We start from the raw sequence: 21148 nt of genomic DNA, 5'->3' as shown, positions 1-21148 counted from the left end.
GAGTACCTCGAGATGGAGAACGCCGCGTTAAAAAAATTGAGAGCCTTGGTTCAAGAAGAGAATGCGCGACGAACCGGATCAAGGCGCAAGTGATCGAGGAGTTGCGGGCGACCTATCCCGTCCCGGGACTCCTTCGCGTGCTCGGTATGGCCCGGAGCGTCTATTACTATTGGCGGACGCGCCTGACGGCCGAGGACAAGTATGCGGAGGTGAAGGCGGCCATCCATGCCCTCTTCCACGAACACGAGGGACGATGTGGCTATCGTCGCATCCACGCGCTCCTCGAGCGCCAAGGCTTCCGACACGACCCGAAGACCGTGCGCCGCCTCATGGGTGAGCTCGGCCTCAAGTGCCTCGTCCGCATGAAGCGATACCGCTCCTACAAGGGGCGGGTCGGGGAGGTCGCGCCGAACCTTCTCCAACGGGACTTCAAGGCCTCCGGCCTGAACCAGAAATGGGTGACTGACGTCACCGAGTTCCACCTCTTCGGGGAGAAGCTCTACCTCTCGCCGATGATGGACCTGGGGAACCGGGAGATCATCGCCTATACCGTGTCGGACCGCCCCACCTATCATTTCGTCGGCGAGATGTTGGACCAGGCGATCGGGAGGCTCGACGGGCAGGCACGGCCGATTCTTCACTCCGATCAAGGTTGGCATTATCAATACCGGCCATTCATCGGTACGCTCCGGGAGCACGGCATCACTCAAAGTATGTCCCGTAAGGGCAACTGTCTCGACAACGCAGCCATCGAAAGCTTCTTCGCCGTGCTCAAGTCCGAGCTCCTGTATCTCAAAGAGTTCGATGACATGGACCACTTCAAATGTGAGCTCAAGCGTTATATCGAGTACTATAACCATCGTCGCATCAAGAGACGACTAAAAAACCTGAGCCCGGTGGAATACCGGACCCAGGTCCTCAAGGTCGCCTGACGAATCATTCATAGTCTAACTTTTTTGGTTCAGTTCACGGGGAGGGACGTTTTTTATGCATGATTTTCAAAAAAAAGTGCCTGTCCTTGCGACTTCCACGCTTCGAAAACAATATGTGGACTCATATTGACATTATTGTTTCTGAGTTGTATTATCAATATAAGGAATATGAGGTCACAAATTAAAAGTGAAGGTGGAGAGGCACATGAACGTCTGGATCATTCGTCCGCTGCCCCATGGCGCGAACCATATGCAGGACTTTTTGGAGGAGGGGATCATCGCCGTCGGTTATCCGGTCGGTGAGCGGCTCGACGTGCTGAGCTATGATGAGATTCGGGAGAGCCTGAAACGGAAGGGATGGCAGGAGGGGCTTGGCAACGTCAACATCCTCGTCCATCTGATGCAGGAGGGCGACCTGGTGATCGTCCCGGACGCGAACAAGAAGGACGTCTACTTCGGGAAGATCACGAGCGGTTATCGCTACGAGAAGGACCTCGATAGAGACGTCGCCGGTCTCGGCTATCCCCATCAGCGCAAGGTCGACTGGTACTTCGGCAAGAAGCCGCTCCTGCGCGGCGAGCTTCCGGAAGTGCTGAAGGGATCGCTCCGCTATCCGGGGACGGTCGCCGACATCTCGAAGCATAAGGAAGTCGTGCGCCGCCTCGTCGAACAGGAGACGGGCGTCGACCCGGGCTTTGCCGACTTGCGTGACCGGGCGCTCGAGACGGTACGCGAGCTGCTTGAGAGTCCGGACGACTCCGTCCGGCTGAAGGCGGCGGAGATCATCTTGAACGAGACGCGGCTCTGAGGCGACAGGGACATTCGGAAGAACGTGCGAAAAAGCTTATCGACGGCGGCCTTCAAGAGACGGGAGGCCGTCTTTTTTCGCCGGCTTGGAGGAATCAGGACGAGATTCTTGAAATTAGATATAGCAATATCTTGCAATTCTGTTTACGATATGAGGGTAATGAGAAAATCAGGAATAAGGGAGCCTACATACATGAAACAACTACTCGCACCGCTACTCGCCGTCACCGTCGTCCTGCCGTCACCCGTCTTCGCGGAGGAGGCGTGGGACGTCACGCCGTCAGGGACCGGTCCATATACGCTGACGTTCACCGGCAGCGGCACGCTCACGCTTACTGCCGACAAACCGTTCACGGTCGCGGGTCAGACCGGGACGACGCAGACGATCGACATCACGGAGACGAAGACGTTCGAGGTGACGACGGAGGAGGCGCTCAACCTGACGATCACGGGCGCGGACGCGTCGTCTAAGGTGCTCGTCCTGAACGCGCCTGAAGCAGAGGCGGAGCCGGCAGAAGAGGAAGAAGCGCCGAGCGAGGAGCCGGTCGAGGAACCGGCAGAGGAGGCCGTGCCAGGCGAAGGCATCGTCAAGGGGACGGTCTGGTTCGACGAGGACACGAACGGCCTTCGCGGCGAGGCGGAAGAGCTGCTGTCGGACGTTGTCGTCTATCTGCTCGACCCGAACGAGGACGTCGTCGCCGAGATGGTGACGGAGGACGGCGCCTACACGTTCGCAGGTGTCGCGCCGGGCAAGTACTCGGTCGCGTTCGACGCGTCAGCCTATGACATCTATGCCTTCACGCATGAGGGAGCGGGCGACGAAGCGCGTGACTCGGACGTCGACCAGGACGGCTACTCGCAGCTGTTCGAGCTGACGGACGGGACGCGCGTCATCGATGCCGGCGCCGCGGCGCCGCTCGAAGAGGACCTCGAAGGGCTGCTCGTGATGGCGAACTTCGTCGACGCGGACCGCAACCAGGCGGCCGGGATGATGGAGGAGACGATCCCTGCGACGTACACCGTCTATGACAGCGAAGGGACAATCGTCAGCAAGGACGCAGCCGGCAAGGACGACGTCGGGATGGCGCTCGTCGACCCGGGCAGCTACACGATGAAGATCGACGTGCCGAAGGGCTATACGTTCTCAGCGATCCACCGGACGCCGTTCGAGTCGCTGCTCTCGGCCGACCTGCTGAACGGGCTGATCGACCTCGACGCCGAGAAGGGCGCGAGCGTCCAGTCGGAAGTCGCCTCGAAGCTGAACACGGAGGACATGGATCCAAGCAGCTACGAGGACTTCATCAAGCTGTTCGAACGGGTCGCACCGGGTGCGCAGACCGTGCTCGAGGAGGACGGGATGGGCCACATCCTGCTCGCCGAGCTGACGCCTATTGTCGCGACCGGGACGCCTGGCGGCAAGGAGGAAGCGAAGGCGGAGGCCGTGCCGATGCTGCCGCAGGCGGGCGAGGACACGCCGTTCCCGTACGCGAAGACGGGGCTTGCCGCCCTCGTCCTCGGCGCGTGGCTGTTCTTCCGCCGCCCTTGATCGCACACGAACTTCCATCCATGCCGGGACCGACGCGTCCAGGCATGGATTTTGTTTTTCCTCTCCGGACGATTGGTGTGTGGAAATGGACATATGCACACGCATATGTGTATAATGAGCGTATCAACACACGAGGAGATGAGGAACATGCTGACGACGAAACAGATCAGTGACTTGCTGCGCGTATCGGAGGAGACGGTCCGCCGCTGGATCCGGACGGGGGAACTCGCGGCCGAGCAGGACGGGAAGAGCTATCTCGTCGACGAGGAGGCGCTCAAACGCCTCGTCTCGGAGAAATCACAGATCCCGGGGACGGCGCTGAACAAGCTCGTCCCGGTGCTCGAGGACCTGTTCGGACCGCAGGCGGCGCAGTTCGCGCGCGAGACGCTGTTCGACCCGCTCCGGCAGATGGGCGCTGCGCCCGAGCGGACGATGGATGCGGTCGAGGGCGACCTCGCCCGCCTCAAGCGTGAGAAGCGCCGGCTTGAGCTCGAACACGAGCTGAAGCTACTCGAGCTCGACGAAAAGATCGCAAAGCTCGAACAGGAGCGGCGGATGCTGTAAGGACGGCAAAAGGACTCTCTGGGCATCATAGCTCCAGAGAGTTCTTTTTGGTTTGCGCGGGGAAGGTGCTAGCACCTTCCCCGTCATTTCGTCGTCCGCTCGAATATCCGCATCGCCCGCTGCTTCTTCTTCCGGTGCCAGTACCAGTAGCCGAGCCCGAGCGAGATCGGGATGGCCGCGAGGTACGGGTTCGCCTCGATGTAGCCAATGATCTCGAACAGGGCGAACCAGCCGCTGAGCAGTCCGAGGACGAGCAGGACCGTCCGGACCCGCTCCGGCAGGCGGCGATAGCGGTAGGCGAGGAGACAGAGCAGGCTGAAGATGATCACTGCCACGTTCATTCCCCCTTGTGTTTCCGTCCTCAGTATAGCGCAAGGATATCCGAGATAGCAAAAACCTCTTCCCTCTTATATAGTGAAGGGAGTATAGGAGAAGGAAGTGAAAACGGATGGAACTGACGATCATCGGAACAGGGTATGTCGGGCTCGTCACGGCGGCCCATCTCGCGGGGCATCACGACGTCACGTGCGTCGACCTCGACGAGGAACGAATCAAGCAGTTGAACGAAGGCGGGACCCCGATCAAAGAGGCGGGTCTCTCTGAGGCACTCGCTGGAAATACGGAACGGCTACTGTACACGACGGACTATCCGGCGAGCCCGCTCTATATCATCGCCGTCGGGACGCCGGAACGACCGGACGGAAGCTGCGACCTGTCGTACGTCGACGCGGCGATCGTCAGCATCTTCAAGGCGAACCCGAGAGCGAAGGTCGTCATCAAGTCGACCGTGCCGCCCGGGACGACCGAGCATTTCGCGCAGGTCTATCCGTCGCTGACGTTCGCGATGGTGCCGGAGTTCCTCCGGGAGGGGACGGCGCTGCAGGACACGCGCGAGCCGAGCCGCCTGATCATCGGGACTACGAGTGAGGCGTTCGCGCGAGAGCTCGAACAGCTGCTCGGGACGGACGCGCCGGTGCTCGTCACGGATCCAGCGACGGCCGAACTGACGAAGTACGCGGCGAACAGTTTCCTCGCGGTCAAGATCAGCTTCATCAACGAGATTGCGCGTCTCGCCGAAAAGATCGGGGCGGACGTCAACGGCGTCGCGCGCGGGATCGGGCTCGATCCGCGGATCGGTCCTGACTTCCTGAAGGCGGGGGCGGGCTACGGCGGATCGTGCTTCCCGAAGGACATTGCGGCGCTCAGTTCGCTCGCTGCGAGACATGGTGAAGCACTCCACGTCGTCGAGGGGGCGGCGCGGACGAACGCCGAGCAGCTCGACCACCTCGTCCGGAAGATCGCACCTGTCACTGGCATGCACGTCGCCCTGCTCGGGCTCGCCTTCAAGCCGGGGACGGACGACACGCGCGACGCGCCGGCACTCCGCCTCGCGGAGCGCCTGATGGACGCGGGCATCGTCGTCACGGCCTATGACCCGGCAGCAACGACGTCGCTCGACCAGAAGGAGACGGCGCGTGAGGCGCTGCAAAACGCGGACGTCGCCGTCCTGATGACGGACTGGGACGAGCTGAAGAAGCTCGCGCCCGAGACGTTCTCCGTCATGCGGACGCCCCGCCTGATCGACGGGCGGAACTGCTGGCGCTTCGCGGACAGACCGGACGGCGTCCATTACGAGGCGATCGGCCGAGCAGGGAAGCTACCGTCGAACAATCTGACGTGACGATATGTAAAGAACAGCGAGTGCCACGGGGCGCTCGCTGTCTTTTTACATATGAGGGGGAGATCAGTTGAAGATCGATTATTTCGCAGTGATGCCGACCGGCAAGAACGGGGAGCTCGAGCCGCTCTGCCTGACGGACGGGAGAGGGTTCGAGGGACTCGATGAGGAATGGCTCCGGGCGATCCACTACGGCGCAGGGCTGATCCGGATCATCGACGGGGGTGTCGAGCTCCGCCTGCCGGTCGAGTTCGGCTTCGGCTACGTCCTGCAGTATCTCCGTCAGTTCGCGGACGCGGAGCGCCATCTCGTCGCAAGGACACGGAAGCTGTTGCGCGCCCAGCTCGACTGGATCAGCCGGGGATTGCCCCTTCGCCTGAGCCGGCAGGACGACTGGGTCGAGATCGAGGGGGACGAGCAGCATGCCTACCCTTTGGACCGTTTCCTGGAAGCGCTCGGTAAGGCGAACGCCTCAGTCGTCTAAAAGTTTGGTCAATCCGTTTTTGCGGGTTGGCCTCTTTTATTATGTGCTTTTTCAAGAAATGGAGAATAAGTGCGAAATTCAGGATTCGTTTTTAAGAAAACAGTTCGACAGTAGAAAGCGATTCCATGTCGTCTTTTGTCGGCAAATAAACGTTTTTGAAGAATAAGGTAATCAATAATTCATTTTCCATGTGTTGCCATGTAAAAATTATTCATCACCCATTCAATTTACCCTGTTTTTAACAAAATCATGCTTGTTCAATCCAGTTAATTTATGTATATTTGTTTTGTGGGTAAAACGAACTGGAAAACGGTGGGATTGCCTGCAATGTTGTAAAAAATTGTTTTTACACTGTCGAACCGCTAAAGATTGGGCCAACAGGTGACGATAAGGGATACAGAGTGATGGGTACATACAACGAGAGCCAGACGATGAATTGAAGAAGCATACAATGTTTCCAAATTTAGCTAAAGCCACATAATTCATCACAATGTAAAACTTTACCTTCATCTAGCGTTGGGTTTAGATCAATCAAAGGGGTAGAAGAGGAAGTTTCTTCTATTTTATTCCGATGTTTAGTATGAACTGAATGCTAATGTGGGGGAAATCCTGTAGTCCGGAACTCGACGTAGAGGGAAGGACAGCGCGGAGACAAGGTAGCTTACCAAAGGGAGGATATTCAAAAATGGGTTACACCAACAAATCGAACAAAATGTATGCAGCTGCAGCTGCACTCGCAGTGACAGCTTCGGCAGTCGCACCAATCGCAGCTAACGCTGCAACACCAGCGGTCGCTTCGATCGTCGCTCCAAAGCACATCGTACACTACGGTGGCTTCCAAACAGCAGTCAAAAAACTCTCGTTCCCGAGCACGGTGAAAGTCAAGCTCTCGAACGGCAAATACGCGACACGCTCTGTAACGTGGGAGAAGCCAAGCTTCCAATCACAATACATGAACAAATACCAAGTCCTCGAAGGTAAAGTCGAAGGCACTTCGAAGAAAGCTTACCTCAAGCTTCTCGTTAAAGACTACATCATCGACGTTTCTGGAACTGTTCAAGTCGAGCAAGGTAAAGCGCAAGACACAGTAACAGCTACAGTAACTTCGAAATCAGGCAAGACTTACCAACGCCAAGTTGCAGTATCAGGCATCAACTCTTCTACAGTTGGCCACAAAGGATCTGCGGCGTTCGAATACACAGCTGGTAAGAACCAAGTCCTCACAGGATCGTTCGAATACGCTGTCGTCGAAAACAAAAAAGCAGCAGAATACAAGCGCTGGGTCGCTGTAGTCGAAGAGAAGACAGCAGCATACGAAGCAGCAGCTACTAAAGTAGCAGCTACTCCATCTGCAGAGCTCCTCAAAGCAGCTCAAGAAGCTGAGTTCAAACTCGGTGGATTGAACGCGAAAGACAAAGCTGACTTCCAAGCGCGTCTGGATAAAGCAGCAGCAGAGATCGTGAAGGCTGAAGCAGCACTCGCTACTCCTGAAGTTAAAGAAGTAAAGGCGATTAACCTTAAGCAAGTTAAGGTAACTTTTAATAAAGAACTAGATGCTGTTACATCTGTTAATACAGCTAACTACCTAGAAAATGGTACTGCTATTGGTTTAAATGGAACAGCAGAGCTTCAAGAAGATGGTAAATCGGTAATTATCACTTTTACAAATGCTAAAGCTCAAAACACTGCATTTTCATATAAGGTAACTGGAGTAACTACTAAAGATGCAAAAACAATCGCTGATGCTACATTCAGCACAACTTTTGCTGATGCAGCTAAACCGACAGTTACAAAAACAGAATATAAAGCTGGAAAAGTAGTTCTAACTTTCTCAGAACCTCTAGCAACTGCTCCAACTACACTTCGTGTTAATGGAAACCCAGTTAATGCAGGTTTTGTAACTGGATCTAATCAACAACAAGTTGAAGCAACTGTAGCTCTTTCAGCTAATACAACTGCTAATCTTTATGCAGCTGGTGGTGTAGATGCAGCGGGAGTAACTATGGATCTGTATAATGGTTCTGTAAATGTTCCAGCATCTGATGTAACAAAACCTCATGTTGTTTCAGCTACACAAGTTTCACAAAACGTAGTAAGATTCGTTTACAATGAAGCACTCGGAACATCAGCAGCTGATTTGGTTTCGGGTGATGTGAAAGTTCTTAAAGGTGCAACAGTTTATTCACATGTCGGTACTGGAGTTTCTCCTACAATTTCAGTTTATAAAAATACAATTGTTGATCCTACAGGAAAAACTTTTGATGTAACTGTAGATTTAGATGGAACTACTAATGGTGATGGAATTTTTGCTAGCGGTTCTTCAAGTCAAGCTTTGACTTTCCTAATTGACGCAGGTCTTGTAGCTGATGCAGCAGGAAATCAAAATGATGCGTATACTACATCTGTAACATTAGTGAAGGATTCAACTGGTCCTGTTTTTGCTTCTAGCAAAGTTAACACTGGTAAGACTCAGTTTGAATTATCAGCAAATGAAAACCTTGTGGCTGGAACTTTATCAAATATTATTGTAACGGATGCAAAAGGTGTACGTTATCCAATCGTTGCTGGTACTGGTGAAACTGAAGTTGTAGGTAAAGTGCTTAATGTAGACCTTGCTGCAACAGGTGCTGTACTTGATAATGGAACTTATACAATTAAAGTCCCTGCAGGTACTGTAACTGATGCACTAGGTAACACAAATGCTGAATTTACAACTACAGTAACTGTTGGTGCAGCAGCTGATTCTGCAAAACCTGTTGCAGCAATCTCAAACAGCGGAAACAACGTATTCCGTGTAACTTATACAAACGCTATTTCTGGAACAGTTGATGAAGTTGGCTCAAGTGCTCTACTTGCCTCTAACTATAAGCTTGATGGTGCTGCACTACCTGCAGGAACGGATCTTTACTTCACTTCTCCTGCTAGAAATGTAGTTGAAATTGTACTACCTTCTAACTCTATTAACATTGGTGCGAAAGTTGCAGGAACAAACGCAGTATTATCTGTTAGTGGCGTTACCGATTTAGCTGGAAATGTAGTAGATACTACCTCTGGAACAGTTAAAGTTGCTGATAACACTGCTGCTACACTTCAAAGTGCTCAATTACTTGCAGATACACTAGTATTAACCTTTAGTGAAAACCTAGATGATACTACAGATCATGCAAACATTACTACTCTGCTAAATGACTTGGAAATTAAGTCTGGAAACAACGTATTCGTTGCTGCTGCTGTTCTTCCAGGAACAACTGCTGCAACAGCAACTAGTACAATCAGTGGCAACAAAATGACTATTAACATCGTTGGAGGAGACTCTAACTGGTCTACAGTGAAAACTGGTACTTTAACAGTTAAAACTGATGGTGCTCTTATTGAAGATGCTAACGATATCGTAGTTAAAGACGGAGTTTCAGTAACTGTAGCTAAGTAATAATAAGAATCTTTAAAGCTCTGTGGAGTAAGAGTGTGCTGGTCTAAGGATTTTAATCAATCTTAATTTAGCACCCTTTTCCATAGGAATAGAGAAGCATGGGGCCGTACCCTGTGCTTCTTTTTTCTGGGGAAATAGCTTGTTATTTATGTAGGAAACCGAATCAAATAGAAAGATAACCATATATTATAATAGTGATGTAGATTGAGATGACAGCCCTAATTCCTTTCGAGGAGTTAGGGCTATTTCTATTTGAGGAGGAATCATAGTGAAAGAGTATGTAATGAATAAGAAGACAGACCTGAATCTAAATGAGAAAGGAAGTTCTGTACGTCAGCCTGCTAAAAGAGTGAACATCGTTTCAATCAAGATGGTAAAGGGATTGTGACTGCTAAGTGTGTAATGCAGAATAGGAGTGGTTCTTACGCAATGTTGGTGAATGATAGCGAGCGTCTCCGTCATCGGGAACGCTCGCTTTCTGGCTATAGAGACGTGGAGATCAGGAGGCATCCGGATTCCGACAGAGCACACGGATCCGCAGGAAATCGAACTTCGCCCGCCCATAGCACATCCTCTTGATCGTCTTCAGACGGTTGATGTTTCCTTCGACGAACCCATTGTTCTCCTCGTGTGAGCAGGCTGCCAACAGGACGTCGATGTCTTTCCGCGCGCGGCGCACGAAACGGGAGAGACGGGGTTGCTCGAGCACAGCTCGGTTCCCCAACAGCTCGCGCAGCTGTGCGGGGTCACGGTTCCGTAGCGCCTCGCGAAATCCGTAGATGAAGCAGAATGTGGAGAGTTCCGGATAAAGCGTCAACAATTCCGATACCCCGACCTGGCCGGTCGGGAGAACCTCTGGTGTCCACTGCCAAAGCAGACGACACGCCTCATCGCGCGCCAGATAGAAAGGGGAACTCTTCACCACACCTCGCCGGACGTCGCGCGCACGGTAACGGACCGCCCTATAGGAACCTTCGTGCCCTTTCGCCCGTATCGACTTATCGATCTGCTTGAGCGTCATGTATGACGCGACGCCTCGCCGAATGTCATCCATGAAGGCATCAATCGGATGAGACCGAGGACGCCTCGCAGCTGGATGATAGCCAGGAATGTTATACTTCTTCACCGTCCTCCAGTTCAGTCAAGCTGTGGATCGTATTTAGCGACAATCCACAATCGTGAAGTTCCCGGACGAGCGTCACCTGTTCCATCTTCTTTTCCGAGAACATCGCATCCGGCGTGGCCGCCCTTTCGAAGGCAGATTTCCAATCCATTCGGACAACTCGACAGGGTCCCGCGTGCGAAGGAGGTCGATTGGCCGATGTGTCCTCGCATCCCCGTATCGGCGTCCCTTCTTGAAGGCGAAATCGTCGACCCCTATGGACGATGACGACTTGGTCGGGACAGGTGTGCGCCGCAGGATCCGAAGAAGCGTGTCGTGGCTCCACCGGATTCCAAGAGTCGGGCAGATCCGTTCGGCCTCCTTCGCGGTCGTGCCTAGCGTGAGCACGGTCCGCTTGTACGTCAGGGACCTGCGAACGACTATGGAATCCGGAAGAGCACGAAGGAACGGGAATACGTTGCCGTACAAGAGCTTCCTCCCGGTCAGCAGATCCAGGTCGACTTCGGGACGGTACGCGTCACCACCGAGGACGGCATGTAGAAGCCGATGCAGTTCATCACCTTCGTTCTCTCACATTCACGTTACAAGCTCTATCTCTGGCGGACGCGAGATCCGGAATCCAAGGGGAAGTTGGAGCGCGTGGTGCAATACGTGAAAGGAAACTTCGCTCATGGCCGGCGCTCCACTGACCTTGCGGACTGGAACAGAAGATGCGTAGAGTGGCTGCAACAGACGGCGAACCACAAGTGGCACAAAACGACAAAAAAGACCTGACACGATGTTCGCCCTCGAAAAGCCGCATCTGTGCCCGATCTCCTCATCCGTCTCTCTCGAGACAAATCTTACGTCCAGTGTGACGAGAACCCTCCACAAGGACAATATGGTTTTCTCTACAAAGGTTCACTATACGGGACATACCAGAGCGGCGATGAGCGTGTCCTCCACCTTCACGAAAGCGAGGAAAGCAAAACGGTCGCCTTGGTCTATCCGGGAATGGGGGAAATCATCGCCAAGCACAAATCTCAGCCGATTGGGGCACGCTCGTCCAGGCCACAGGTCCACGGGCATGACTTCACCGCCCGACATTCCGGGCAGACCGCTGACGTCTATGCACTATTCGCGCGACACGAGACAGCCATTTGCTTCCTGGACGAGATCGTCGCCCGCTACCTGAGATACATACGCGACCAGTTCCAAATCATCCGTGAGCTCGCGTCCTACATCGACGTGGTGACGGGAGGTGCCGGACGATGACGAAGCATCCGATCGAAGGCATCCAAGAAATCGCGCGTTCTTTGCGGCTGGTCGAGAGTGCGGCGGAACTCCCGCGCCCCCTGCGCACAGCGGAACAGGAACTCTGGACGCACCATGAGTTACTTCATGAGCTATTCACGTACGAACAAAGAAGAAGGGAAGAAAAGTTACAAGAACGTCTCTTGCGATGGGCGAACTTCTCCGTCGAGCGAAGCCTGGAGGACTTCGAACTGGAGCATCTCCATTCAATCGGCGCCCGCCAATTCAACCAGTTGAGGGAACATGACTGGCTCAAGAGCCACCACAACTTGATCCTCTTCGGTCCCCTAAGGGCCGGGAAGTAAGGATCGGGCTCGACGTCATACGGATCGGCAAGAAGGTCAGCTTCGGCACGATGAGCGAGGCGCTCCATCTCCTGAAGACGCAAAACGTCATCCGTCGTTTCGAGGTGAGATATAAACGACCCGTCGAGTCGGATCTGGTCATTCTAGACGACATGATGTACATGGCGATGGAACAACGCGAGGAGAACCTCTTCTTCCAGATCATCAATGAACTGTACGAGAAGAGCTCGATCATCCTCACGTCGAACAAGCGGCCCGAGAGCTGGGGCGAGTTAGTCGGAAAACAAGGTATCGTCACGGCGATCCTGGATCGGCTCCGTCATCGCGCAGAAATCGTTCAGATGGACGAGGAGAGCTACCGAATGAGATTTCGTCCGACGATTTTTAACCCCGAACAGGAGACAATTCGATAATCGGAAAGTGTTGCGGCTAAATCATCGCGGAATGACTTTTTATCTTGACGTTCACACTCTTGGAGAAGCCTAAGTCCTGCAAGGGTCTCATTTCCGCGTACAGTTTCACTTTTTCCACTCCAGTCGTCCTCACTTTCCATGATCTTTACCATGTTGAGTATAGACTCGAGGCGAGCGAATTCGTGTAAAAACTGCAAATCCTTAATTGTGGAAAATAGCCCTCTTCAATATAGCGGTTTCAAGGTCGCGCACAATCATCGGAGTGGGAACAAAGAGCCATCAAGAGCAGACCTCGAAGTGTCTAAGTTTCTGAAAGGACGTGTGACTTGATGGGGATCTACTTACTCGACCATCTGATCATCCGTGATGACACGCCATCGATTCATCATATGTATAAAAATGGAATTGTGGATAGTGTGGTTTACTATATTGTGATTAAGGTAATATTTTCTATTTTTAAAATCGTAAATGTAAATCACAATCTCGTGAAGGAGTTTTCTTATGACACGTCCACTCATCAAAACGATCAGTCAAATCGCAATCGCTACCACGCTATTTTCGGTGGCTCCTGTCAACACATTATCCGCCGATGCCTATGCTTCCGTGAAGACCCAAACGAATCTAAAGGTGAAAGTCTCGACATCGAGCCTTCAGCCATTGACGCTGATTGGTTCAAAAACGATCAAGCTCGGCAAGACGACCTACAATTTGTCAAAGGCGCAGGCAAGTTTTTTCCGTCAGAATAAGAAAGTGCTGAAGAAGGCACGCCTTTCCGTTACATATGATGCGAAGCGCAACCTCAAAACCATCGCCTTCCTTGAACTGAACACGAGCGGCGCGAAGTCGGTTGCTGGCGACACGACATATAAGAAAAACACAAGCTTCGATGGGAAAGGTCAAAAAATCGATACGATCAAAGTGAACGGGGATTACGTGACCGTCAAGAACGTGACCGTCTCGAAAGCGTTGCGTCTCGCAAGTGGCGCCAAGTCTGTCACACGGCTCGTCGGTGTGAACGCTGCGAAAATTTCGCAAGACCGTCCTGCGAAGCAGCTGACGAAACAGGCCGTGTCATTCCCGACGCTTTCAATCGTCAAAGGAAAGGTATCAGAGCTCGACCTCAGCTTAGCCAATACACGCGTCCAGCTGTCGGATCGCGCTGCCGTCCAGAATATGACGGCTTCTGCGAATATCAATATTCAGGCGAGCCCGTCCGTATCGATCGAGCGTGTGCTCGTCGAATCGAACGTGACGACCTTCACCCTCAATGCGTCTGTCGGGCAACTGACATCGGAGGCAAAGGCGCTGACCCTTACAGGAAACGCGACAGTCGGACAATTCGAGACGACTGCTGAAAACGGGAAGCTCAGCCTGCAGACGACCGGCGAGATCAAGCACGTCGTGTTGAACGGGGCGGGCAGCACGGTCTCATTCAGCGACAAGCTGGAAGTGCCGAACATCACCCTCGTCAAGAGCGCCTCCGTGCAATCATTGCGTGAACTTCCTCTCCTCGACATCAAAGGCGAGAATACGAAGGCGACGATCGAGGCGCCGGTCGGCCAGTTGAACGTCCATGCTGCTTCCGCGCTGACGCTGTCCTCAGGCGCGACGGTCTCGAAGGTGACGGCGAAGGAACCGGTCACCGTCACGGGTGCCGGAAAGCTCGACCAACTCGTCCTCTCGGGCAATGCGACAAGCGTCCAACTCGACGTGCAGACGAAGCAGGTGACGGTCGAGACGACGAGCGACAAAGCCGTCGCCATCAAAGGGAAAGCCGAAATCACGGAACTGAAGCTGAACACGGCTTCGGACGTCCAACTCGCTCTTCCGAAGGTCGGCACGGTTTCAGAAGGTTCAGCGAACAAAGGGAAGGTCGATATGGGAACGACTGTCGTCGATACCGTTAAAGTGGATGAGACGAAAATCGTGACGCCACCTGCACCGCCGGTAACACCGCCGACGCCACCTGTCGTTATTGTTCCTGCCCCAGGACCTGTAGACCCTGTAGAAGTAGACCCTGTGGATCCGGATGACTCCCAAGAGCAACCTGTCCAGATTTCAGCAGCGATGGCGCAGCTTAAGAATTTGGTAAGTGATCGTTATAAGATATTCGACATGAATAAGCAAACATTCACGAACCTTGTCGAAGCAGGAGACATTGAAAACTATGATGAGGTGAACATTTCGCAATACCGTACATATTTAGGGAATGTATGGGAGCTAAAATCATCGGAACAGGTTCAACATATGATTGAAATGATCCGTCTTGTCAAAACAAAGAGCAGTGAGGAGAATTACGAAAATCTTGAAAAAGCAGACATTCAAACGCTAGAATACCAACCAGGGTACAGCGAGCTGCCGAATTTAGAAGTGTATATCCCGAATGCAATCCGTTATTACCGCATACAAGATGGCGAAATCGTAGCAACTCAAGAAATGAGTGTCCAATCTTCTCGGGTATTTAATTTCGCAAAAGAAACGTACGGATATATGGAGTGGGACAGCTCGATGACGAAGTCGGTTCATCTCTTTGAAATGAATGATGGGTCACTGAAAAAAGTGACGTTCGATTTTTCGAACGAAAATGAGGATGAATACTACACGCTTGAGCGCATTAACGGTGCTCCCGTACCCCAAAATACTGCAACCCTCGAAGGGCACGTAAAGGAAATTCCGATCGAAGACAACGCGCGGGCAGCGCGTTATGTGCGGTATCAGGTCGATGGCATCGATACAGGGGCGATGATTGCATGGGCGCACACCAATAAGTACACAGTTTATCCGTATTACGATGAATCATCGAAATCGATCACCTTCGATATTCCCGTTCACTGGTACCAAGACCGGGAAGTTGGGGCTACGATTCTTGTACCAGGTTTCTTGCCATATACTTTCAAGAGTGAGCGTTCGTTCGAAAAAGTCGATGTACCTTACATGATTATGGAGAAAGATGCCCGATTCGATCAGGAATTGACCTATCTCAATGTACTGACTGGTGAGACGACGCAGATCCCGTTACAAGTCCTCAACAATCATGGCGAAGAACTTTCGCCAACGGGGATGACGATCAAATCCTTACATGGACAGCAAGAGCTGCCGGATGCAGAAGTCAAAGTGGTCGATGGGACACTAGAAGTAAAAACGACTGCCCCTGGAAGAGGCGTATATGAACTCCAGATTGGTGACTACAAACAGGTCTTTGCTATCAACAGTGAGGAGAGCCTTTTCGGCGAGGGGACAATCAATGTAAATGATGTAAGAGATAAAGAGCGGGCTCTAGAATATGTGTATAGAGCCTATCTGTTACATGACAGCCGCAACTTACCTTTCAGCATATTCGAACTCATCAATGAGTCGTTTTCGCCTGAATTTCTAAGCATCTATAGAGGGATCGTTGATCACATCTCTGCGTACTCGGATGAGGGAAACCAACTGACTGGTGAAGAGGAAAAGCAGCATGTCAAGAGTGTGGCGGAGAGATCATTGGTGGAAGCAAACAAGATCGGAACATTCCTCAAGACAGGAGGATTTGAAGAGGAACAGATGGACATCAGGTTCCGTAAAAACGACAGCGAGTATCTCCTGATGGCAAATAATCAAGCTTATGGAAAGCGGATTACTTTGATTCAATCCCCTTCAGGTAAGTGGATCAACTCGACGGTCTCCAATTTTTATGAAACGCTTCTCGAAGGAAAAGATGGCTACTATATGGACAAGTGGAGAACGGAACAGATGTATCGTGAAGAAGGAGATTACAAAGTATACACGATCATGAACTTGGACGGGGAATATCAGGTTGAATCGTGTGTCCTGGAACTTGGTGAGGTAGTTGAAGGACAAAGAGAGCTGCTTGCTATCGATGGGAAAGCATTCTCAGAATTGATTAATGAGCCAACTCCTCCGGTAACGATGGGGGAAGAAAATTCGAACAGTGAAGAGAATCCAATTGATGAAGAGACGGATTCTGATTTTCCGACAGAACAATAAGTTAAACAGCAAGATCCCAGAGGCCATGGCTTCTGGGATCTTTTCACTTGCACCTGTCTAACCAATCATTATCCCCCTGCTTGTATGACTCGTATCGCGTGTTTGCGTGACACCTCAGGGAGCGAGTCCGACGCCGCTTCATTTCTGAGCGTCTTGTTGCGTTTTGCGAGAGAATCGATCGTCGAGTCGAGCAGGAGGATCCCAAAGACCGAACATCCTCTCCGAGACTCATTCGCGTGCTCCATTAACCTTCTTCATTCAACCAATCAATTGAATCGATGATATGGTGCTTATCGAGCCCGATATAGCGAATCGTCGTCTCGATGTTTCCGTGGCCGAGATAGACTTGGATCGATTTAAGGTCTTTCGTCTGCTGGTAGAGCGTCGTCGCGAACGTCCGGCGCAAGTCATGCGGTTTTATGACACGATTGAATTCCGTGAGACTTACCTCCCGCATCCTCCTCCTTAACATCTTTTCGTTCATTAACGCTCCCGCCTTCGTGACGAACAAATCATCACTGTCGACGTTTGGACGAGCCTCGTCGAGATAGGTCTTGATCTCCTCCTCTAATTCTAGTGAAAGTGGAACCTCGCGTGACTTGTTGCCCTTGCCGTACCGGACGTCGATGTGGCGGTCGCTGAAACGGATGTCGTTAATTTTGACGCTCCGTGCTTCGGAGAAACGCATCCCGGTCGAGCGTAGCAACGTATAGAAGAGATGGACGGCCGGGTCATCGATCCGGTTCGTCGCCCGTCTCACTTCCTCCCACGAAAAGACATGGAACTGCCGTTGCGGGACGTTTGCCTTGTGTTTGACCGCGAGAATTGGGTTCTTCTTGACGATTTTCGCCTCACACAACTGCTTGAAGATCGACGACAGCGCGTTCTTCAGCCGGTTGACCGTCGCCGGCTGCTTCGTCCGTTGCTCCTCCCTTAAGAATTGTTCGATCTGTTTCGGCGCGATCGATGCGCAACGCGCGCAATACCGGTTCCAGTCGGAGCGGTAGTTGACCGCCGTGTGCCCCGTGCAGTGCTCCTCAATCATCTTCAGTCCTGCTTCGTGATACGGATTCATCGCGTGTCCTCCTCGAATTTCTGAGTCGGCTTAACTCAAGAGGGCGATGACCTTCTTGCGCAGTTCGCTCTTGAACGAGCGCTGGCGCGACGGGCTGTAGCCCGACTCCTCCTCCTTTCCCTGCATCAGCGTGATCAGGTAGTCGTATTCCTTCTTCGACAATCCTTTATTAAGCTCGTCCATCAGTGAGCCGAACGACGTCTCCTGCAAATACTGGCGCTCCGGCGGCGAGTCGGACGCGACCTCGCGCTCGAGCGTCCGGTTGCGTTTCGCGAGATGATCGAGCATCCCGCCCTTTGCCCGGATTTTAACGAACGTCGCCGTCAGCTCCTTCCCTTCCTCGATTGACTTCCAGAGGCGCAGGCGCGCCGCCTGGAGGCATTCGTCGTGCTCGTTCGGGTGGATACCGAGCGTGAACAGCATTTTCTTCAAAAGTGGTTCCCATTTCGTAAGTAAGTGTTCCATCCAAGTATCCCTGTCTGACATGCATGTCTTCTGTTTTTCCGCGGTCCTTGCAGTATAAGTCGAGTTATACGGAAGAAAGGAGGCGAAAAACGTTGGTGTTTCGTCGAGACGGACGAGGGACTTGGCGGAAATCGTAGCGAAAGGGCTGCCTTTGCTTAAGACAAGATCGCTTCCTTACTTGAGTTAAGCCTGTTTCTGTTTTCCATATAACTCGACTTATATGGAAGCGATGTTCGGAAAACGTTAAAAATATTGAGTCATCCCATCCCGAGAGTAAAAATAATAGAGGGCAAAGAATGAAAAAACAAAAAACAGTTACCACAATAATCTAAAAAACAAAAATAATTTTCCTGTATTTTCATATAATAGATTTTGGTAATGGTAAATTTTTCATTATAGATGCATTTGATGAAATACTTCCACTGTCTTTAAAAATTCCTTCTCTTCTTCGTCTTCAGGGATAGAACGGGGATTGACTTCGATGTGTGGATAGACACAAATTTCAATAGTTTAGAATTTATCATTCTGAAAATTGTATTTTGACGATCATTAAAAGGTTTTTTAAGAACTTGATTACGTAAAATAAAAGGAGATGTGAATTTTAGATGACTAATCAGAAAATGAATAAATTCAAAACTATCATGGGGACGATCGCTCTATCTTCAGTAGTAGCGACGACGCTTCCATTCAATGCGCTGAGTGTGGAAGCAGCGAGCAAGGCAGTAAACGTTTCAGAAGGGCAAAAAGTGCGCTACGTTTCTGCTGGTGTACAAAACAAATCGGAGGATTCGAAGATTTCCTTAAAGCAGTCAAGCTCTGCTGTGTCCATCTCTAAACTTTCTTCAATTTCAAAAATCACGAAGACCTCGATCACGATTGGCAAGAAGACATACACGTATTCGAAGTCGATGAGCGGTCTCTTTGCGAACAGTACCGCTTTGAAGAAGGCACGTATCCAGTTTACATACGACAAGAAAGGTAACATCAAGGATATCATCTTGCTTGAATTGAACGCAGCTGGCAAGGCATCCAAGAAAGGTGATTCGCAGTATAAAGGAAATGTCACGTTTGATGGCAAAAAGGCGTACATTAAAGGGTCACTACGTGTTAACGCAAACTATGTATCTGTTAAAAATCTTACCGTTGCTAAAAACGTCGAACTCACGGAAAAAGCGAGTTCTGTCTTCTATGCAAATAGTCTCACGGTGAAGGGAAAGACAACCGTATTAGGAAAAGCGAAAGCTGTCAAACAAAGTGTGGCACCGAGTAACGAAAACGTTTCGAAGTGGGCACGTTCTTTTGCGGGTTCGCTCAAAATGTTCGCAACGAATTCTTCAGTGAAGAAAACAGCTGTAATCAAACCGAAACTGGCTTTGGTCTTTGTGAACTCGAAGTTGGCAAAAGTCGAAGTGAAGGCGCTTCATACGGCAATCAAAGCAACAGGGAAGTCTACGGTCGGAGAAATCATCTTGAATGCGAATACGGTACTCTTGACAGATAAGAGCACGACGTTGAGCAAGGTCTTTATTTCGAAAGGAACGTCTGCAGTTGATATGCAAGGCGACATCGGTACAGTCATCGTCCAATCTGCAGATCCATTATCTTTGAGTGGAAATGCGAGTGTTAAGCTCGTACAAATCAATCTCAGTAAATCCGACGTTCAACTTGGGCTGACGGGAACAATCCAGACAGTCTCTGCGAGTGGACGAGACAGTGTGATTGACATCTTAAAAGGATCCAAAATTCAATCAGTCACAGTTGGATCTTCGCTTACCCTAGGCAACGTCGATGCGCTGAGTAAAGTCGTTGTTGGCCCGAAAGTCGATAAGTTGTCACTGAACGGTCCTATCCTTGGAATGATTGCAAATGGAAATACGAATGTTGTTCTCGGTTCTAGTGCTAAAATCGGCAGTGTGGCTGCTTCAGGAAACATTTCGTTGAACGGGAAAGTGGGCTCTTCGATTGAAGAACTGGAGCTAATCAACAATGCTTCGAAGGTAAGCATCAACGTTCCAACGAAAGCAGTCAAAGTTTCGACGGTAGGTAATGAAGTAGTAGTTGACGGAACTGCGCCAATTGATTCAATGATTCTGAACGGTGCAGCAAACGTCGTTCTTGATGTAGCGAAGCTAGGGAACCTTACTGCTTCAGCATCGAACAAAGGAAAAATTGAACTTGGCAAGGACACGAAGGTCGATAACATCTCGAGTAAGGACTTGTTGAAGGATCAAGACCAAATCGGACAAGTTGGAAAAGAAGACGGCAAGGAAATCCCACCAGTCGTTGTAGTGCCGCCGGTCACAGGCGGAGGTGGTGGAAGTGGCATCATCACTCCAGCAGTAGTTGCTGTGAATTCCATTACTATTACGGGAGAAACTACTGTTGAAAATGGTGGAACTTTGCAACTTTCAGTCGGCGTATTGCCGGAAAATGCTACGAATAAAGCGATTACTTGGGAGATTGTGAGTGGTTCTGCGACTATCAGCCCAGATGGATTAGTAACAACCTCAGAAATCGGAACAGTAGTTGTGAGAGCGACAGCGGTTGATAGATCAAATGTTCGTTCTGAAAGAAGTATTGAAGTAACACCTAATCAAGAAGATGTCAGTTTGGCGCTCGCAGCGGTGAACGTTGCGACGGACGGCGCCGAGATGAAGGAGGCCCTCGTCGCGGAGGCGCTCGAGCTCGACCTCTCTGGATATGATGCGCTCGAGCTCGACGATTCGGGCGATGAGGGAACGGGCGACCGTCAGGTCGCGGTAGCGACGGACGTCCTGGCGAACAAGGGGAACGGGTTCGACCTGGAGCGCCTGAAGCGGGTGTTCGACGCGGCGGTCGTGAACCGGACGGCGACGCGCGAAGCGTTGAAGCACGTGAACACGGCGGCAGCACCGGAGGACCTGCGCGTGGAGGCGTTCATCGGAAGCGTGATGGAGACCTACGATACGAACAAGGGCGTGCTGCCGAACGTGACGGGCTACGTGACGGAGGAAGTGATCGCGGGGCTGACGCAGGACATGGCCGACTTCGAGGCGCTAAGCCCTTC

Annotated in this window: 16 protein-coding genes and 1 pseudogene; 11 read left to right on the top strand and 6 right to left on the bottom strand. The window is 51.6% G+C overall.

Annotation, left to right across the window (positions count from 1 at the left end):
* The 4 genes from DFG60_RS13415 to DFG60_RS13400 form a co-directional block, all read left to right on the top strand.
* Positions 1-932: IS3 family transposase (locus tag DFG60_RS13415; protein WP_157964555.1), on the top strand; the 932-nt coding region annotated here is incomplete at its 5' end.
* 205 nt (positions 933-1137) lie between these two features.
* Positions 1138-1740, top strand: a complete 603-nt coding sequence (locus DFG60_RS13410; protein WP_114572280.1) for a restriction endonuclease — start codon at positions 1138-1140, stop codon at positions 1738-1740.
* Between the two features lie 192 nt (positions 1741-1932).
* Positions 1933-3285, top strand: coding sequence for an SdrD B-like domain-containing protein (locus tag DFG60_RS13405; protein WP_198661605.1), 1353 nt, complete (start codon positions 1933-1935; stop codon positions 3283-3285).
* Positions 3286-3432: 147 nt separating this feature from the next.
* Entirely contained in the window at positions 3433-3849 is a 417-nt protein-coding gene (locus DFG60_RS13400) for a helix-turn-helix domain-containing protein (RefSeq protein ID WP_114572278.1), read from the top strand.
* Positions 3850-3932: 83 nt separating this feature from the next.
* Here DFG60_RS13400 and DFG60_RS13395 read toward each other — a convergent pair whose 3' ends face one another.
* Positions 3933-4190 (bottom strand): hypothetical protein, encoded by a 258-nt coding sequence (locus DFG60_RS13395; RefSeq protein WP_232818718.1) that lies wholly within the window; start codon positions 4188-4190, stop codon positions 3933-3935.
* A 107-nt stretch (positions 4191-4297) separates the two neighbouring features.
* Between DFG60_RS13395 and DFG60_RS13390 the strand changes: the two genes are divergently transcribed.
* From DFG60_RS13390 to DFG60_RS13380, 3 genes are all read left to right on the top strand, one after another.
* Complete coding sequence (locus DFG60_RS13390) at positions 4298-5530, top strand: UDP-glucose dehydrogenase family protein (RefSeq protein WP_114572276.1); 1233 nt, start codon at positions 4298-4300, stop codon at positions 5528-5530.
* Between the two features lie 67 nt (positions 5531-5597).
* Positions 5598-6011, top strand: coding sequence for a hypothetical protein (locus tag DFG60_RS13385; RefSeq protein ID WP_114572275.1), 414 nt, complete (start codon positions 5598-5600; stop codon positions 6009-6011).
* 685 nt (positions 6012-6696) lie between these two features.
* Positions 6697-9441 carry a hypothetical protein gene (locus tag DFG60_RS13380; protein ID WP_114572274.1) on the top strand — a complete coding sequence of 915 codons (2745 nt, stop codon included), beginning with the start codon at positions 6697-6699 and terminating at the stop codon, positions 9439-9441.
* Positions 9442-9940: 499 nt separating this feature from the next.
* Here DFG60_RS13380 and DFG60_RS13375 read toward each other — a convergent pair whose 3' ends face one another.
* Positions 9941-10567: a transposase gene (locus DFG60_RS13375; RefSeq protein WP_114572273.1), complete on the bottom strand. Its 627-nt coding sequence runs from the start codon at positions 10565-10567 to the stop codon at positions 9941-9943.
* Positions 10554-10715, bottom strand: coding sequence for a hypothetical protein (locus DFG60_RS13685; RefSeq protein WP_157964553.1), 162 nt, complete (start codon positions 10713-10715; stop codon positions 10554-10556). Before DFG60_RS13685 ends, DFG60_RS13375 begins: the two co-directional genes overlap by 14 nt.
* A 653-nt stretch (positions 10716-11368) precedes the next feature.
* Between DFG60_RS13685 and DFG60_RS13365 the strand changes: the two genes are divergently transcribed.
* From DFG60_RS13365 to DFG60_RS13355, 3 genes and pseudogenes are all read left to right on the top strand, one after another.
* A complete protein-coding gene (locus DFG60_RS13365; RefSeq protein WP_114572271.1) occupies positions 11369-11818 on the top strand; it encodes a hypothetical protein in 450 nt (149 codons plus the stop codon).
* A pseudogene (locus DFG60_RS13875) lies at positions 11815-12575 on the top strand (ATP-binding protein). The gene DFG60_RS13365 and the pseudogene DFG60_RS13875 overlap by 4 nt, the downstream one beginning before the upstream one ends.
* 501 nt (positions 12576-13076) lie before the next feature.
* Positions 13077-16562, top strand: a complete 3486-nt coding sequence (locus DFG60_RS13355) for a hypothetical protein (RefSeq protein ID WP_114572270.1) — start codon at positions 13077-13079, stop codon at positions 16560-16562.
* 68 nt (positions 16563-16630) lie between these two features.
* Here the strand turns inward: DFG60_RS13355 and DFG60_RS13680 are convergent, their stop codons facing one another.
* From DFG60_RS13680 to DFG60_RS13345, 3 genes are read right to left on the bottom strand one after another with little or no spacing between them, the layout of a single operon-like run.
* Entirely contained in the window at positions 16631-16807 is a 177-nt protein-coding gene (locus DFG60_RS13680; protein WP_157964552.1) for a hypothetical protein, read from the bottom strand.
* Positions 16807-17637, bottom strand: a complete 831-nt coding sequence (locus tag DFG60_RS13350) for a tyrosine-type recombinase/integrase (protein ID WP_114572269.1) — start codon at positions 17635-17637, stop codon at positions 16807-16809. Before DFG60_RS13350 ends, DFG60_RS13680 begins: the two co-directional genes overlap by 1 nt.
* A 30-nt stretch (positions 17638-17667) precedes the next feature.
* Entirely contained in the window at positions 17668-18102 is a 435-nt protein-coding gene (locus DFG60_RS13345; protein ID WP_114572268.1) for a sigma factor, read from the bottom strand.
* A gap of 605 nt (positions 18103-18707) precedes the next feature.
* Between DFG60_RS13345 and DFG60_RS13340 the strand changes: the two genes are divergently transcribed.
* The coding region (locus DFG60_RS13340; RefSeq protein ID WP_157964551.1) for an Ig-like domain-containing protein at positions 18708-21148 on the top strand (2441 nt) is incomplete at its 3' end.

The sequence above is a fragment of the Exiguobacterium flavidum genome (assembly GCF_003344535.1).
GTDB lineage: Bacteria > Bacillota > Bacilli > Exiguobacteriales > Exiguobacteriaceae > Exiguobacterium_A > Exiguobacterium_A flavidum.
Note: the sequence above shows the minus strand (reverse complement) of the source record. Positions and strands in the feature narration are given on the sequence as shown.

Bases quoted from the DNA above. Each gene is read 5' to 3' on its own strand.
- DFG60_RS13685 (WP_157964553.1), bottom strand. From the start codon at position 10,715: ATGGATTGGAAATCTGCCTTCGAAAGGGCGGCCACGCCGGATGCGATG.
- DFG60_RS13380 (WP_114572274.1), top strand. From the start codon at position 6,697: ATGGGTTACACCAACAAATCGAACAAAATGTATGCAGCTGCAGCTGCA.
- DFG60_RS13390 (WP_114572276.1), top strand. From the start codon at position 4,298: ATGGAACTGACGATCATCGGAACAGGGTATGTCGGGCTCGTCACGGCG.
- DFG60_RS13395 (WP_232818718.1), bottom strand. From the start codon at position 4,190: ATGAACGTGGCAGTGATCATCTTCAGCCTGCTCTGTCTCCTCGCCTAC.
- DFG60_RS13410 (WP_114572280.1), top strand. From the start codon at position 1,138: ATGAACGTCTGGATCATTCGTCCGCTGCCCCATGGCGCGAACCATATG.
- DFG60_RS13680 (WP_157964552.1), bottom strand. From the start codon at position 16,807: ATGGAGCACGCGAATGAGTCTCGGAGAGGATGTTCGGTCTTTGGGATC.
- DFG60_RS13400 (WP_114572278.1), top strand. From the start codon at position 3,433: ATGCTGACGACGAAACAGATCAGTGACTTGCTGCGCGTATCGGAGGAG.
- DFG60_RS13345 (WP_114572268.1), bottom strand. From the start codon at position 18,102: ATGGAACACTTACTTACGAAATGGGAACCACTTTTGAAGAAAATGCTG.
- DFG60_RS13355 (WP_114572270.1), top strand. From the start codon at position 13,077: ATGACACGTCCACTCATCAAAACGATCAGTCAAATCGCAATCGCTACC.
- DFG60_RS13350 (WP_114572269.1), bottom strand. From the start codon at position 17,637: ATGAATCCGTATCACGAAGCAGGACTGAAGATGATTGAGGAGCACTGC.
- DFG60_RS13405 (WP_198661605.1), top strand. From the start codon at position 1,933: ATGAAACAACTACTCGCACCGCTACTCGCCGTCACCGTCGTCCTGCCG.